This is a genomic window from Mycobacterium liflandii, assembly GCF_022354805.1.
Classification (GTDB): domain Bacteria; phylum Actinomycetota; class Actinomycetes; order Mycobacteriales; family Mycobacteriaceae; genus Mycobacterium; species Mycobacterium marinum.
Genome location: NZ_CP023138.1, coordinates 1,224,040 through 1,237,381, shown reverse-complemented (window position 1 = coordinate 1,237,381; position 13,342 = coordinate 1,224,040). Strand labels below are relative to the sequence as shown.

Genomic DNA, 13,342 nt, shown 5'->3' with positions numbered 1-13,342 from the left:
GGCGTTCAGCGCCGTCTGCGCAGCACCCAGATCAGCACCAGCACGGCCAGCACAGCCAGCACGGCGGGGCCATACTTCTTGAGCTGGTCACCGCCGGCGAGCTCGAGCAGATCGATCGGCTCGGGCTCCGCAGACGTGGTGGGCTTGCGGGCCTCGACGGGCCGCGGCTGCGGGCTGACCGGGCTTTCCGGACTTCCGGGGCTTTCCGGGCTTTCGGGAGCCGCCGTCGCGGCATTGAGGGAGGCCAGTTCGGCTTCCAGCGAGTCCACGAATTGACCGAGCAACTTCTCCGACACCTGCTGCAGCATTCCGCTGCCGAACTGCGCCAGCTTGCCGACGATCTTCAGGTCGGTGTCGACGGTGACCTGGGTGCGCTCGCCCGCCTCCGCCAACTGAGCGGTCACCGTCGCGGCCGCGTTGCCGGTGCCGCGCGACTCCTTGCCCTTGGCGTCGATGACCGCGCGATGCTGATCGCGATCCCGCTCAACGAAATGCACCTTGCCGCTGAACTCACTGGTCACCGGCCCCACCTTGACCTTGACCTTGCCGAGGTAGTCGTCGTCCTGGTGACCGGTCAGCTGCGCGCCGGGCATCAGCGGGATCACCTGCTCCAGGTCGCACAGCACATCCCCAGGCCTGCTCGATCGGCGCGCTGACGGTGAACTGGTTCGCGATCTTCATTCGATGAGTCCTCTCATGTTCGGCTGTATTCGGTCAACGCGTCGCGTATCAGGGTTCGGTCATCAGGAGTCTTGGCCAATGCCCCGAGACTGGCCAATGCCGATGCGTCGACGAGGTCCGCGACACCCAGCGAGACCAGTGCGGCGACCCAGTCGATAGTCTCGGCCACGCCCGGCGGCTTGTCCAGATCGAGATCTCGTGCGCTGCCGACGAATTGAGTGGCATGCTCGATCAGCGCGGCGCTGGCCCCGGGAACCGTCCGCCGCACGATCGCGGCCGCCCGAGCCGGCTCCGGGTAGTCGATCCAGTGGTACAGACAACGCCGGCGCAACGCGTCATGCAGATCGCGGCTGCGGTTGGAGGTCAACACCGCGATCGGCGGCAGCGGTGCAACGAAGGTGCCTAATTCGGGAACCGTCACCGCCGCCTCACCGAGGAACTCCAGTAGCAGCGCCTCGAATTCATCGTCGGCCCGGTCAATTTCGTCGATCAGCAGCACCGGCGGTGTCGAGCCGCGATGGCGCACGCACTGCAGGATGGGCCGATCCACCAGATACGCCTCGCTGTACAGATCGGCCTCGGAGATATCGGCGCCACGCGCCTCGGCGAGCCGGATGGACAACAGCTGGTGCTGGTAGTTCCAGTCGTAGAGCGCCTCGTTGGCGGTCAGCCCTTCATAGCACTGCAGCCGGATCAACGAGGTATCCAAAACCGCGGCAAGGGCTTTCGCAGCGGTCGTCTTACCCACACCGGGCTCACCCTCGAGCAGTAGCGGGCGCCCGAGGGTGACCGCGAGATAGATGGCCGATGCGGTCCCGGTGTCCAGCAGATAGTTCTGCGCGTCGAACCGGCGAACCACATCTTGGGGGTCTGCAAAGGTCGTCACGCTCATTCAAGGCACCGATTCCACGAGCCGCCGGTAGTCGTCCCAGGTGTCCACGTCCAACGGTACCGAATCGTCCACCACCAGTTCCCGCACCGGGTGCCGGCCGGATTGAATGAGCTTCCACACTCCCTTATCGCCGTGCAGCTGTGTTAATTCACCGAATAATCTGCGGCTAAACCAGAATGGATGCCCGATTCCATCGTTGTACCGGCACACCATGAGGTCGCAGCCCGGCCCCTGGCCGACCAGGCGGGCGACGGTGGCCGGGTCGACGCCCGGCTGATCCCCAAGCATCAGCACAATGCCGGCGGATTGCGGATCCACCCGTCCCAGCGCAACGCGCAACGAAGCCGAACACCCGGCACCAAAGTCCTCGACCGTCACCACCTCGGCCTCATCCAGCGGCACCAGCGCGCGGACCCGTTGGGCGGCCCCGCCCAGGGTCACGATCAGCTGATCGAATCCGGCGCCCCGCGCTACCCGCAGAGTCGCCCCGAGCAGGGTCGTATCGCGATAAGACAGCAGCTGTTTCGGCGTGCCCAGACGACGGGATCCGCCGGCCGCCAGCACCACACCGGTGATGCTAGGCGCCCTCACGCGCCGCCGTTTCTGTCGCTGAACGCCGTTCGGCATGCGGGGCAGCAGAACCAGTAGTCGGCACCCGCCAGCCGCAGGTGTTCGGTCGCCAGCCCGATCAGGACCGTCATCCCGCACACCGGGTCCACCGCCTCGGCGGCAGCCGCATCCACCGGCGCGGGCCGGCCCCCGCCGCCGGCGCGCACCGCCGCAATGATTTCGGCGGCGATGGCCACCGCGATCTCGGCGGGCGTCTTGGCACCGATAGCCAGTCCGACCGGGGTGCGGATGCGCGCCCGCTCGGTCGCCGAGAGGCCCAGCGAGTACAGGACCGCGGCGCCACGGACCTTGCTGGCCACCAGACCGATGTCGCCAACGCCGTTATCCAATGCCGCGCGGATGTTTTCGGCTTCCGGGCCGCCATGGCTAGCGATCACGACGGCAGTCGGCAAGGCGGCGGCGCCGACCGGGTCGCTGTCGCGGCGGGCGTCGTAGCCCAGCACGCCGCAGACCTCGATCAACGCCTCGGCGATCGGCGTGGCACCGTAGATTCGGACCAGCGGCGCCGGCAGCTGCGGGGTCAAGAAGATCTCCAGCGACCCGCCCGACAGGCACGGATTGACCACCACGCATGCGCCGGGGGCTTCGGGGAAGTGCACGTCCCCATCGGGAAGCACGCGCAGCAGCACACTTTCGCCCGCCTGAAGCACCCCCAACGCCGCCTTGCGAACGGAGTTCTGCGCGCACTGCCCGCCGACGAAGCCCTCGATAGTGCCATCGGGCAACAGGATCGCCTCGTCACCGGGGTAAGCCGAGGTCGGCGGCTGGGCTCGGACCACCGTGGCATGCACAAACGGTGTCCGCGCAGCCAGCAGCTGCGCCGCCCGCTCACTAATGGTCATCTGCAACCCTTAAATCGGAGGTGTGGCCCGGCCCTGCATGGCCTCCCAGACTCGGGACGGCGTCAGCGGCATGTCGGCATGGCGAACCCCATATGGCGCCAACGCATCCACCACCGCGTTCACCACCGCCGGGGGCGAGCCCACGGTGGCCGATTCACCGATTCCCTTGGCCCCGATCGGGTGATGCGGCGAGGGCGTCACCGTGTGCCCGGTTTCCAGGTGCGGCACCTCGAGCGCGGTCGGGATCAGATAGTCCATCAGCGAGCCGCCCAGACAATTACCGTCCTCATCGAAGGCGATCATCTCCATCAACGCCATGCCGATGCCGTCGACGATGCCGCCATGCACCTGGCCCTCGATGATCATCGGGTTAATGCGGGTGCCGCAGTCGTCGACGGCCAGGAAGCGCCGCACCTTGACCACCCCGGTGCCCGGATCGACGTCGACCACACAGAAGTACGCGCCGTACGGGTAGGTCAGGTTCGACGGGTTGTAACACACCTCGGCGTCCAGGCCGCCCTCGATGCCCTCCGGCAGATCGCCGGCTCCATGGGCCCGCATCGCGATGTCGGCGATGGTGACCGATGCCGACGGATCTCCCTTGACGTGGAATGAGCCCTTCTCCCATTCCAAGTCGGCAACCGATACCTCGAGCATGCCCGAAGCGATGATCTTGGCCTTGTCGCGCACCTTGCGGGCCACCAACGCCGCTGCGGCGCCCGAGACCGGGGTCGAGCGGCTGCCGTAGGTACCCAGCCCGAACGGGGTCTGATCGGTGTCACCGTGCACCACGTCGATGTCGTCGGGTGGGATCCCCAGCTCCTCGGCGACGATCTGGGCGAACGTCGTCTCATGGCCCTGGCCCTGGGTCTGCACCGACAGTCGCACCACGGCTTTGCCCGTCGGGTGCACCCGGAGCTCGCATCCGTCGGCCATGCCCAGCCCGAGGATGTCCATGTCCTTGCGCGGGCCGGCGCCGACGGCCTCGGTGAAGAAGGAGATGCCGATGCCCATCAGCTCACCGCGATCGCGCTTTTCTTTTTGTTCGGCGCGCAGGGCGTCATAGCCGATCATGTCCATGGCCTGGCGCATGGTGGACTCGTAGTCGCCCGAGTCATAGACCCATCCCGTTTTGGTGGTGTACGGGAACTGCTCGGGCTTCAGCAGGTTGCGCAGCCGCACTTCGGCGGGGTCCATCTTGAGTTCGAAGGCCAAGCAATCCACCAGCCGCTCAACGAAATACACCGCCTCGGTGATGCGGAACGAACACGCGTAGGCCACCCCGCCGGGCGCCTTGTTGGTGTACACCGCGGTCATGTGGCAGTAGGCGGCTTCCAGGTCGTAGCTGCCGGTGAACACGCCGTAGAAACCGGCCGGGTATTTCGTCGGTGCCGCCTGGCCGTTGAAGGCACCATGATCGGCCAGCACGTGAGAGCGCAGCGCCAGAATCTTGCCCTCGTTGGTCGCGGCGATCTCACCGACCATGATGTAGTCGCGCGCGAAGCTGGTCGAGGTCAGGTTCTCGCTACGGTCCTCCATCCATTTGACCGGTTTACCCAGCACCAACGAACCGACGATGGCACACACATAGCCGGGATAGATCGGCACCTTGTTGCCGAAGCCGCCACCGATGTCGGGCGAGATGACCCGGATCTTGTGTTCGGGCAGCCCGGCGACCAACGCATACAGCGTGCGGTGGGCATGCGGCGCCTGCGAGGTGGTCCATAGCGTGAGCTTGCCGGTGACCGGGTCCAAATCGGCTACCGCTCCGCAGGTTTCCATCGGCGCGGGGTGCACACGCGGATAGACCATCTCCTGTTTGATCACCACGTCAGCCTTGGCGAACACGGCGTCGGTGGCCGCCGCGTCACCGGTCTCCCAGTCGAAGATGTGATTGTCCTGCTTGCCGTCGAGGTCGGTGCGGATCACCGGCGCCGACGGGTCCAAGGCCTTGCGCACGTCGACAACCGGGTCCAGCGGGTCGTACTCGACGTCGATCAACTCGAGCGCGTCGCGGGCCGAATAACGTTCCTCGGCAACGACGAAAGCCACCTCCTGGCCCTGGAAGCGCACCTTGTCGGTGGCCAGCACGGCCTGCACGTCGTTGGACAGCGTGGGCATCCAGGCCAAGCCCTTCTCGGCCAGATCCGCGCCCGTCACCACCGCCTTGACCTTCGGATGGGCAAGGGCCGCAGTCACATCAATGCTGACGATGCGGGCGTGCGCATACGGTGAGCGCAAGATCGCCAGGTGCAACATGCCCGGCAACGCGACGTCATCAACATAGTTGCCGCGGCCGCGGATGAAGCGAGGATCCTCTTTGCGCAGCATCCGGCCGTGGCCGCAAGGCTTTTGGTCGTTGTCGGCCAGGTCTTCTGGCCGTGATTCGATGGTGGTCACGAGCTGGCCACCTCCTTGGCGTTCTTGGCGGCCCACTGGATGGACCGCACGATGGTGGTGTAGCCGGTGCACCGGCAGATCTGCCCGGAGATCGCCTCGCGAATGGTCTCTTCATCGGGGTCCGGATTGCGGTCGAGCAGGGCGCGGGCGGTGATCATCATTCCCGGCGTGCAAAAACCACACTGCAGTCCGTGGCAACGCATGAACCCTTCCTGCACCGGGTCGAGTGAGCCATCGGCCGCCGCTAGCCCTTCCACGGTGCGAATGCTGCGCCCGGAGGCCATGACGGCCAGCATGGTGCAGGACTTCACCGGCACACCGTCGACGTCAACCACGCAGGTCCCGCAATTGCTGGTGTCACAGCCCCAGTGGGTTCCGGTGAGCCGCAGCTGATCCCGCAGGAAGTGGACCAGAAGCATTCGGGGTTCGACTTCGGCGCTGACCGGTTCGCCGTTGACGGTCATGTTCACCTGCATCATTAGTTCCCTTCCGGTGCCGGCTGGTTGCGCACTCGCCCGACGGCGCTGCGCAGGGTTCGAATGGTCAGTTCCGCGGCCAGATGCCGCTTGTAGTCGGCGGTGCCACGGATGTCGGTGACCGGCTCGCATGCCTGCCCGGCACGGCGGCCCGCTTCGGCGAACGTGTCTTCATTGGCCGGCCGACCAACCAGCGCCGCGTGAGTTCGGCCAGCGCGGCCGGGTCCGGATTGACCGCGGTCAATCCGGACCCGGGCGGCGGTAATGGTGTCGTTGTTCAGCGTGACGGCCGCCCCGGCCGCCGTCACCGCCCAATCACCGACCCGCCGCTCCACCTTCGCGTAGGCGCTGGACGTGTTGTGCCGGACCGGGATGCGAACCTCGACCAGCATCTCGCTCGGGGCCAGGGTGGTCTCGTAGGGCCCGGCCTGGAATTCGTCGATGGCGATCTCACGCTCCCCCCGAGGACCCGCGGGCCAGGCACACCGCGTCCAGCACGGTGCAGACCGTCGACAGGTCCTCGGCCGGGTCGGCCTGACACAGCGAACCCCCCAGGGTGCCGCGATTGCGCACCACCGGGTCGGCGATCACCCGCTCGGCGTCGCGGAAGATCGGGCACACCGCCGCCAGCGCCTCGGACTCGAGGATCTCGCGATGACGGGCCATCGCCCCGATGCGCACTAGCGTCGGATCGGTGATCAGGTACCCCAGCTCTGGCGCCAGGTCATTGATATCGACCAGGTACTCGGGGTTTGCGATCCGCAGCTTCATCATCGGCAGCAGGCTGTGGCCGCCGGCGACGAGGCGCGCCCCCTCCCTCAACCGGTCCAATAGTCCGATGGCGTGATCGACGCTGGTCGCACGCTCGTATTCGAAGGGCCCAGGTACTTGCATGTCGAAAGTGTCGGCCCCGCCCGAAATGGCCGTCAATATCGAATTAAGTAATCGTTGAACTTAGCCCGCACTTGCTTCGAAATCGTCTGCGACCTGCAGATCTCGGTGGATGCGCCCCGATGTCTCGGCCAACGGGCGGCCACCGCCGCCCCAACGCCGGGCGATGATGTCGGCCGCGATCGAGACCGCGGTCTCCTCTGGGGTGCGGGCTCCCAGATCCAGGCCGATCGGGCTGGACAACTGGCTCAGCTCGGCGTCGGTCAGCCCCGCCGCGCGCAGCCGGCTCATCCGATCGTCATGGGTTTGGCGTGATCCCATCGCCCCGATGTAGCCGATCCGGGGCAGGCGCAGCGCTACCTCAAGCACCGGGACATCGAACTTCGGATCATGAGTGAGCACGCAGATCACCGTGCGTTCGTCGATGGCACCCGCCTGCACCTCGGCGGCGAGATACCGGCTGGGCCATTCGACGACAACCTCGTCGGCCGTCGGGAAGCGCGCCCGCGTCGCGAACACCGCGCGGGCGTCGCAGACGGTAACCCGGTAGCCAAGAAACGAACCCTGCCGGGCCAGCGCCGCGGCGAAGTCGATGGCACCGAACACCAGCATCCGCGGGCGCGGCGCGAAGCTGGATACGAAGATCTCCATCCCTTCGCCGCGCCGCTGCCCGTCGGGCCCGTACTTGAGGATTTCGCTACGCCCCAGGGCGAGCAGACCCCGCGCATCATCGGTGACCGCAGCGTCGGCACGCACCGATCCCAGCGATCCCGCTGTCGGCCTGCTGGGGTCGGTCCGGACCACCAGCCGGCGGCCTACCCACTGCGGGTCCGGGTGCGCGATGACGGTGGCGACAGCGACCGGCACATGGGCCGCGATATCCTCGGCCACCGCGACCAGCTCGGGAAACGTCGCCGGCGAGACGGCTTCGATGAAGATGTCGATGATGCCGCCGCACGTCAGGCCCACCGCGAACGCGTCGTCGTCGCTGACACCGTAGCGCTCCAGCCTCGGTATGCCGGTGCGCGTCACCTCGCCGGCGCTCTCGTATACCGCGCCCTCCACACAGCCACCCGACACCGAGCCGCTCACCGAACCATCCGGCGCCACCACCATCGACGCGCCCGGAGGCCGGGGCGCCGAGCGCAATGTGCGAACCACCGTGGCCAGGCCGGCCGTGTCACCCGCGCGCCAGATCGTTATCAGGTCGGTAAGCACATCCCGCACACATCCCAAAGTAAGCTCAAACTCGTGACCCCGGCTCAACTTCGGGCCTATTCGGCGGTGGTGCGCTTGGGCTCGGTGCGGGCTGCCGCCACCGAACTCGGCCTCTCGGATGCCGGCGTCTCGATGCACGTCGCGGCATTGCGCAAAGAACTCGACGACCCGCTGTTCACCAGGACCGGCGCGGGGCTGGCGTTCACTCCTGGCGGCCTGCGGCTGGCCAGTCGCGCGGTGGAGATCCTGGGGCTGCAGCAGCAAACGGCGATCGAGGTCACCGAGGCGGCTCATGGCCGCCGGTTGTTGCGCATCGCGGCGTCCAGCACTTTCGCCGAGCACGCGGCGCCGGGGCTGATCGAGCTGTTCTCGTCGCGAGCCGACGACCTTTCCGTCGAGTTGAGCGTGCATCCCACCAGCCAATTCCGCGATCTGATCTGCTCGCGGGCGGTGGACATCGCGATCGGCCCGGCCAGCGAGAGTTCGATCGGTTCGGACACCTCGTTGTTCGTGCGGCCATTCCTGAAGTACCAGATCATCACCGTCGTGGCACCCAACAGCCCACTGGCCGTGGGGATTCCAACGCCCTCCCTGCTGCGCCAGCAACAGTGGATGCTTGGCCCACCGGCGGGAAGCGTGGCCGGTGAGATCGCAACCATGTTGCGCGACTTTGCGATTCCGGAGTCACAGCAGCGCATCTTCCAGAGCGACGCCGCCGCGCTGGAAGAGGTGATGCGCGTTGGTGGCGCGACGCTGACCATCGGATTTGCGGTCGCCAAGGACCTTGCCGCGGGGCGGCTGGTGCACGTGACGAGTCCGGGGCTGGACAAGGCGGGTGAGTGGTGCGTGGCGACCCTGCCGCCGGCCGCACGTCAACCCGCGGTGTCTGAGCTGGTCCGCTTCATCACCACGCCGAGGTGCATTCAAGCCATGATCCGGGGCAGCGGGGTCGGTGTGACGCGGTTCCGGCCGAAGGTGCACGTCACGCTGTGGAGTTAGCTATACGCTTTACCCCCATGAGCGTGTACAAGGTGATCGACATCATCGGGACCAGCCCCACGTCATGGGAGCAGGCCGCGGCCGAAGCGGTGCAGCGAGCGCGGGAAAGCGTCGATGACATCCGCGTAGCCCGGGTCATCGAGCAGGACATGGCGGTGGATTCCAGCGGGAAGATCACTTATCGCATCAAGCTCGAGATCTCGTTCAAGATGAGGCCTTCGCAACCGCGCTGATCCCGCCGAATGCGCGTCCTGGGCCTTGACAGTGCGCCGGGGGCGGTGGAATCACGAAATGCTCGCCGCCGGCGCACACTCGAAGCCGTCAGCGCAGCGTCGAGTCACTCACCAGGCGTGTGAGAGGTCTCCGTGCTGGCGGATCCAGGCGTGCATCGCGATCCCTGCCGCAACTCCGGCGTTAATGCTGCGTGTTGAGCCAAACTGGGCGATCGACACGGTGACCACGGCCCCGACCCGGGTGTCGTCGGTGATGCCGGGCCCTTCCTGGCCGAACACCAACAGGCAATCCCGCGGCAGCGTGGTCTCTTCGAGTCGCGCCGCTCCGGGCACGTTGTCCACCGCCACCACGGTCAACCCGGCCCCCACGGCGAACTCCAGCAACTCCGCAATGCTGTCATGGTGGCGCAACCGCTGGTAGCGATCGGTCACCATGGCGCCGCGCCGGTTCCAGCGCCGACGCCCCACGATGTGCACGGTGTCCACCGCAAACGCGTTGGCGGTACGCACCACCGAGCCGATGTTCGCATCGTGGCCGAAGTTCTCGATCGCGATGTGTAGCGGGTGCCGCCGCTTGTCGATGTCGGCAACGATCGCCTCGCGCGTCCAATACCGGTAGGCATCGACGACATTGCGGGCATCGCCGTCGCGCAGCAGGTCCGGGTCGTATCTCGGGTCGTCCGGGTGTTCACCCGGCCACGGGCCGACACCGGCGGCCGACGCCCCCCATTCGGTGGGACCAGGTTCGCTCATCGCGACGTCCACACCGCGGCATGCGTACCCACCACCGCCACCGTGGCATACAGCAGCGCGTCGTTGATTTCGCCTTGCGTGCACAGCGACGCGTTGACCTGCACCACGTCCATCGATGCGTCCGGCAGGATCAGCACCGAGGAACCGTAGACTGCACAGGACGGGCTGAGCCCCCGGCCGGGCAGCGTCGGCGAGGTGAGCAACATCATCGGACCGCCGCGGGCGGCGGAGTCGTCGCGATAGCGGGCCGCCAGGGCGTCCACCTGCAAGCCGAGCAGCATGAACCCGTTGCCGGTGAAGGCCGCCGGGTCGCCGAGCTGCGCCTTGGTCAGCGGCGTACCGTCCGCACGCCATGCCGACAGGCTGGTGGTCTTGACCGTAAGACCGGTGTCGTTTTGGTTGGTCGGCAGCATTCCCACCGGAAAGGCAGCCGGATAGGCGGCCGCGGTCTTGGCGATCCGGTCATGAGGTGAATACGCGTAGACACCGCGGACCGCGCTGCGATCGGTGAGCGGGCCCAGACACACCGTCCCAAGGAGCCGATCCTGTGCCCCCGAGAGCGGCGAGCCAATGTCGCGCACCTTGGTCATCGCGTCGTCGCAGCTGCCCAGGCCGTTGGCCTCCATCGGGTGCGATAGCGCTCCGTAGAGGCCGTAGCGAACATCCTCGGGTTTGGCGTGGGGTGTGTCCTGCTGGGTCGGCGATGCGTCGACATTGACCAGTACGTAGTCCCCCAACCAGCGCAAATTCGACACCCGCATGTTCCAGCCCAGCACCGGCAGCGCCTGGCCGAACCGCGCGCGCTGGGCGCCGTAGACCAGATCGGACTCCGATCGCGAGCAGGCCACCAAGCAGGACAAAGCGATGGCCAGCGCAATCAGGAAACGCACGGCAGGCGGCCTAGCCCAGCCCCAGATCGGCAAGGCCCAGCACACTGCGGTACGGCAGTCCTTCGGCTTGGATCGCCTCGGCCGCGCCGGTGGCCCGGTCCACCACGGTGGCCACGCCGATGACCTCGCCTCCGGCATCTTGAACGGCATGCACCGCCGTCAGCGCCGAATTGCCGGTGGTGCTGGTGTCTTCGACCACCAGCACTTGCTTGCCCGATACCTCGGACCCTTCGATAAGTCGTTGCATGCCATGCACTTTCGCGGCCTTACGGACCACGAAGGCGTCGATCGGGCGGCCCGGTGCGTGCATCATTGCGGTCGCCACCGGGTCGGCCCCCAGGGTCAGACCCCCGACGACCGCATAGTCCCAGTCCTGGGTCAGCTCGCGCATCAGGCTGCCGACCAGCGCCGCCGCCCGATGGTGCAGCGTCGCGCGGCGAAGGTCGACGTAGTAGTCGGCTTCCTTCCCCGACGACAGCGTGACACGGCCGTGCACGACCGCCAGCTGGCGCACCAGCTCGGCAAGCTCTTCACGCTCACGTACGGCCACGACCACCACCTACTCGTTTCATCACGGCCCGTAGCAGGCCTCGGGGAATCATTCGTCCGGCACCGACCAGCGCCTTGTACTGCACACCCGGAATGCTGATCACCTTGCCGTCGGCGATGTCGGCCAGGCTTTCCTGGATCACATCGTCAACGTCGAGCCACATGAACGACGGCAACTTGGTCATGTCGATACCGGCCCGGGCGTGAAATTCGGTATGGACATAGCCCGGGCAGACGGCGTGCACGCCCACGCCGGTGCCCTCCAGCCCGGTGGAGAGCCCTTCGCTGAACGAGATGATCCAGGCCTTGGACGCGGAATAGGTAGACCCCCGCCCGGAGAGCAGCCCGGCAACGCTGGCGATGTTGATCACCGTGCCCGCACCGGCGGCCAGCATGGGCGGCAGCGCCGCCCGGGTCAGCTGCATCACCGCGGTCACGTTGACATCGAGCTGTGCCTGTAAAGCGGCGGGCTCGGTTTCCCAGAACTCCCCGGAGGTGGCGAACCCGGCATTGTTCACCAACACCCGGACTCCACGGGAGAGCCGCTCGGCGACTTTGTCGCGACCGGCCGCGTCGGCGAGATCGGCAGGCAGTATCTCCACGTTGCCGGCATCGTCCTCGAGCTCGACCGCTAATTGCTTCAACCGGTCGACGTCGCGGGCAACCAGTATCAGGTCGTAACCGTCTTGGGCGTAGCGGCGCGCATAGCCGGCGCCTATCCCGGACGTCGGCCCGGTGATCAACGCAACGGGGCGTGGCATGAGCGTCAGTCTACTGACCGGGTGCTGGCGTCCCCGGCGCGCTATTAGCGCTGGTACTTCGTGGCCTGCTGGCCGTTACGGCCCCCCAGCGGTGGCCGCCGGGAGCCCTCGGAACGGCCCTCCTCGCGACGCATCGGCTCGGGGGTGCGGCGCGACGCGTCGGGCAACAAGCCGGCTGCGGGATCGACCTGAGCACGCCGCGGCGGCAGCTCGGGGCGGCGGGACGGAGTCAAAGAGCGGTTCCCGCTTTGGGCCGGCTCGGATTCCTCGGCCTCTTGTGGGCTCTCCTGCGGCAGCGGCGGCAATACCCGCAACAGGTCGTTGAACTGGCGCACGGTGCGCAGCCCCTCGTCCCACTGCGCGCGCGAGCTGGCGATTGGCATGCTGACCAGCGTCCAGTTCTGCTCGTTCCACATGATTTCGGCACAGTCCGGAGCGGTGTGCGCGAAGGTCACCATGCGCCGGTCGCAGGCCCGCCGGGCGGCATCGAGATTGGTGGAATACACCATCCGCGGCCCGATCGCGCCGAGCAGCCAGATGTCGCTCTCGCGCGGCTCCTTCAGGCCCTTGAGCCGCAGGTCAACCACGACGTTGGTGCCCACCTTGCGGTGCAGCGCGATCACCGTGGCGACTTCCTCGAGATCGAAGATGTACACGGCCTCGCCCCGAATCTGACCAAGCACCACGTTCTTGGCCGGGACTTCGCCGACCGTGGACATCACGCCGCGCGTCCAGCGCTGCAGAATGTCGGTCGACTCGCGCTCGTAGTCAAATCCGTGCGACCGCGCCCAAGACTTACGACGTCTGCTGCGCCCGCGGCGTCGATCGATGTCGACGTATAACAGCACCACCGCACTGACGAAGCACAGTGCGGAGAGCGTGAACCAAAGCGGGACCATTCCGCACAGCCTATCTGCTCTGCGGACCCAGTAAATAATCCGAGCAGGTCACAACCCAATCACAGGACTTTATACCCCGGCCTGCCCCCCACCCGGTAACCCGCCTTTTCGGGTTTGATGTGCCGGGTTGGACACCCGTTGCGGTGCGCTGATGTGAGCCTTGGGTGAGCCGATGTGAGGTTTGTCGCCTTGCGATGAATCGCAAGGCGGCGTGCGCGGCGACGGGAG

General features: G+C 66.8%; 15 protein-coding genes and 1 pseudogene. 2 read left to right on the top strand and 14 right to left on the bottom strand.

All coding sequences use genetic code 11. The features are described from left to right. Positions 1 to 5 precede the first annotated feature (5 nt). The 9 genes and pseudogenes from CKW46_RS05590 to CKW46_RS05550 all read right to left on the bottom strand — a co-directional run bounded on the left by CKW46_RS05590 (position 6) and on the right by CKW46_RS05550 (position 8,039). Positions 6 to 681 (bottom strand): annotated as a pseudogene (locus CKW46_RS05590) (SRPBCC family protein). 13 nt (positions 682 to 694) lie between these two features. Further along, positions 695 to 1,573 (bottom strand): AAA family ATPase, encoded by an 879-nt coding sequence (locus CKW46_RS05585; protein WP_012392619.1) that lies wholly within the window; start codon positions 1,571 to 1,573, stop codon positions 695 to 697. Next, positions 1,574 to 2,164, bottom strand: a complete 591-nt coding sequence (locus tag CKW46_RS05580; RefSeq protein WP_015354356.1) for a nucleotidyltransferase family protein — start codon at positions 2,162 to 2,164, stop codon at positions 1,574 to 1,576. Next, positions 2,161 to 3,045, bottom strand: a complete 885-nt coding sequence (locus CKW46_RS05575; RefSeq protein ID WP_482052946.1) for an XdhC family protein — start codon at positions 3,043 to 3,045, stop codon at positions 2,161 to 2,163. Before CKW46_RS05575 ends, CKW46_RS05580 begins: the two co-directional genes overlap by 4 nt. 9 nt (positions 3,046 to 3,054) lie before the next feature. Further along, a complete protein-coding gene (locus CKW46_RS05570) occupies positions 3,055 to 5,445 on the bottom strand; it encodes an aerobic carbon-monoxide dehydrogenase large subunit (protein WP_482052945.1) in 2,391 nt (796 codons plus the stop codon). Further along, positions 5,442 to 5,921 (bottom strand): (2Fe-2S)-binding protein, encoded by a 480-nt coding sequence (locus tag CKW46_RS05565; protein ID WP_036426958.1) that lies wholly within the window; start codon positions 5,919 to 5,921, stop codon positions 5,442 to 5,444. Before CKW46_RS05565 ends, CKW46_RS05570 begins: the two co-directional genes overlap by 4 nt. A 2-nt stretch (positions 5,922 to 5,923) precedes the next feature. After that, positions 5,924 to 6,313, bottom strand: coding sequence for an FAD binding domain-containing protein (locus CKW46_RS05560; RefSeq protein ID WP_482052944.1), 390 nt, complete (start codon positions 6,311 to 6,313; stop codon positions 5,924 to 5,926). A 58-nt stretch (positions 6,314 to 6,371) separates the two neighbouring features. Next, complete coding sequence (locus CKW46_RS05555) at positions 6,372 to 6,851, bottom strand: FAD binding domain-containing protein (protein ID WP_482052943.1); 480 nt, start codon at positions 6,849 to 6,851, stop codon at positions 6,372 to 6,374. A 24-nt stretch (positions 6,852 to 6,875) separates the two neighbouring features. After that, positions 6,876 to 8,039: an XdhC family protein gene (locus CKW46_RS05550; RefSeq protein WP_041298725.1), complete on the bottom strand. Its 1,164-nt coding sequence runs from the start codon at positions 8,037 to 8,039 to the stop codon at positions 6,876 to 6,878. Between the two features lie 24 nt (positions 8,040 to 8,063). Here CKW46_RS05550 and CKW46_RS05545 point away from each other — a divergent pair, with 24 nt between their 5' ends. Both CKW46_RS05545 and secE2 read left to right on the top strand, forming a co-directional pair. Continuing rightward, positions 8,064 to 9,029, top strand: coding sequence for a LysR family transcriptional regulator (locus CKW46_RS05545; protein WP_015354351.1), 966 nt, complete (start codon positions 8,064 to 8,066; stop codon positions 9,027 to 9,029). A 17-nt stretch (positions 9,030 to 9,046) separates the two neighbouring features. Beyond that, positions 9,047 to 9,262, top strand: a complete 216-nt coding sequence (gene secE2 / locus CKW46_RS05540) for a calcium dodecin (RefSeq protein ID WP_012392611.1) — start codon at positions 9,047 to 9,049, stop codon at positions 9,260 to 9,262. A 108-nt stretch (positions 9,263 to 9,370) separates the two neighbouring features. Here secE2 and CKW46_RS05535 read toward each other — a convergent pair whose 3' ends face one another. The 5 genes from CKW46_RS05535 to ttfA are packed head-to-tail and all read right to left on the bottom strand — an operon-like array spanning position 9,371 to position 13,114. Then, complete coding sequence (locus tag CKW46_RS05535) at positions 9,371 to 10,015, bottom strand: TrmH family RNA methyltransferase (RefSeq protein ID WP_015354350.1); 645 nt, start codon at positions 10,013 to 10,015, stop codon at positions 9,371 to 9,373. Continuing rightward, a complete protein-coding gene (locus CKW46_RS05530) occupies positions 10,012 to 10,905 on the bottom strand; it encodes a hypothetical protein (RefSeq protein ID WP_482052942.1) in 894 nt (297 codons plus the stop codon). The genes CKW46_RS05535 and CKW46_RS05530 overlap by 4 nt, the downstream gene beginning before the upstream one ends. 10 nt (positions 10,906 to 10,915) lie before the next feature. Beyond that, the gene (gene pyrE, locus CKW46_RS05525; protein ID WP_015354348.1) at positions 10,916 to 11,455 is read right to left on the bottom strand and encodes an orotate phosphoribosyltransferase; all 540 of its coding nucleotides are present in this window, start codon (positions 11,453 to 11,455) and stop codon (positions 10,916 to 10,918) included. Then, entirely contained in the window at positions 11,442 to 12,215 is a 774-nt protein-coding gene (locus tag CKW46_RS05520) for an SDR family NAD(P)-dependent oxidoreductase (protein WP_015354347.1), read from the bottom strand. Before CKW46_RS05520 ends, pyrE begins: the two co-directional genes overlap by 14 nt. 44 nt (positions 12,216 to 12,259) lie before the next feature. Further along, positions 12,260 to 13,114: a trehalose monomycolate transport factor TtfA gene (gene ttfA / locus CKW46_RS05515; protein ID WP_012392606.1), complete on the bottom strand. Its 855-nt coding sequence runs from the start codon at positions 13,112 to 13,114 to the stop codon at positions 12,260 to 12,262. Positions 13,115 to 13,342 lie beyond the last annotated feature (228 nt).

Bases quoted from the DNA above. Each gene is read 5' to 3' on its own strand.
- CKW46_RS05585 (WP_012392619.1), bottom strand. From the start codon at position 1,573: ATGAGCGTGACGACCTTTGCAGACCCCCAAGATGTGGTTCGCCGGTTC.
- CKW46_RS05575 (WP_482052946.1), bottom strand. From the start codon at position 3,045: ATGACCATTAGTGAGCGGGCGGCGCAGCTGCTGGCTGCGCGGACACCG.
- CKW46_RS05565 (WP_036426958.1), bottom strand. From the start codon at position 5,921: ATGCAGGTGAACATGACCGTCAACGGCGAACCGGTCAGCGCCGAAGTC.
- CKW46_RS05560 (WP_482052944.1), bottom strand. From the start codon at position 6,313: ATGCTGGTCGAGGTTCGCATCCCGGTCCGGCACAACACGTCCAGCGCC.
- secE2 (WP_012392611.1), top strand. From the start codon at position 9,047: ATGAGCGTGTACAAGGTGATCGACATCATCGGGACCAGCCCCACGTCA.
- CKW46_RS05535 (WP_015354350.1), bottom strand. From the start codon at position 10,015: ATGAGCGAACCTGGTCCCACCGAATGGGGGGCGTCGGCCGCCGGTGTC.
- CKW46_RS05520 (WP_015354347.1), bottom strand. From the start codon at position 12,215: ATGCCACGCCCCGTTGCGTTGATCACCGGGCCGACGTCCGGGATAGGC.
- ttfA (WP_012392606.1), bottom strand. From the start codon at position 13,114: ATGGTCCCGCTTTGGTTCACGCTCTCCGCACTGTGCTTCGTCAGTGCG.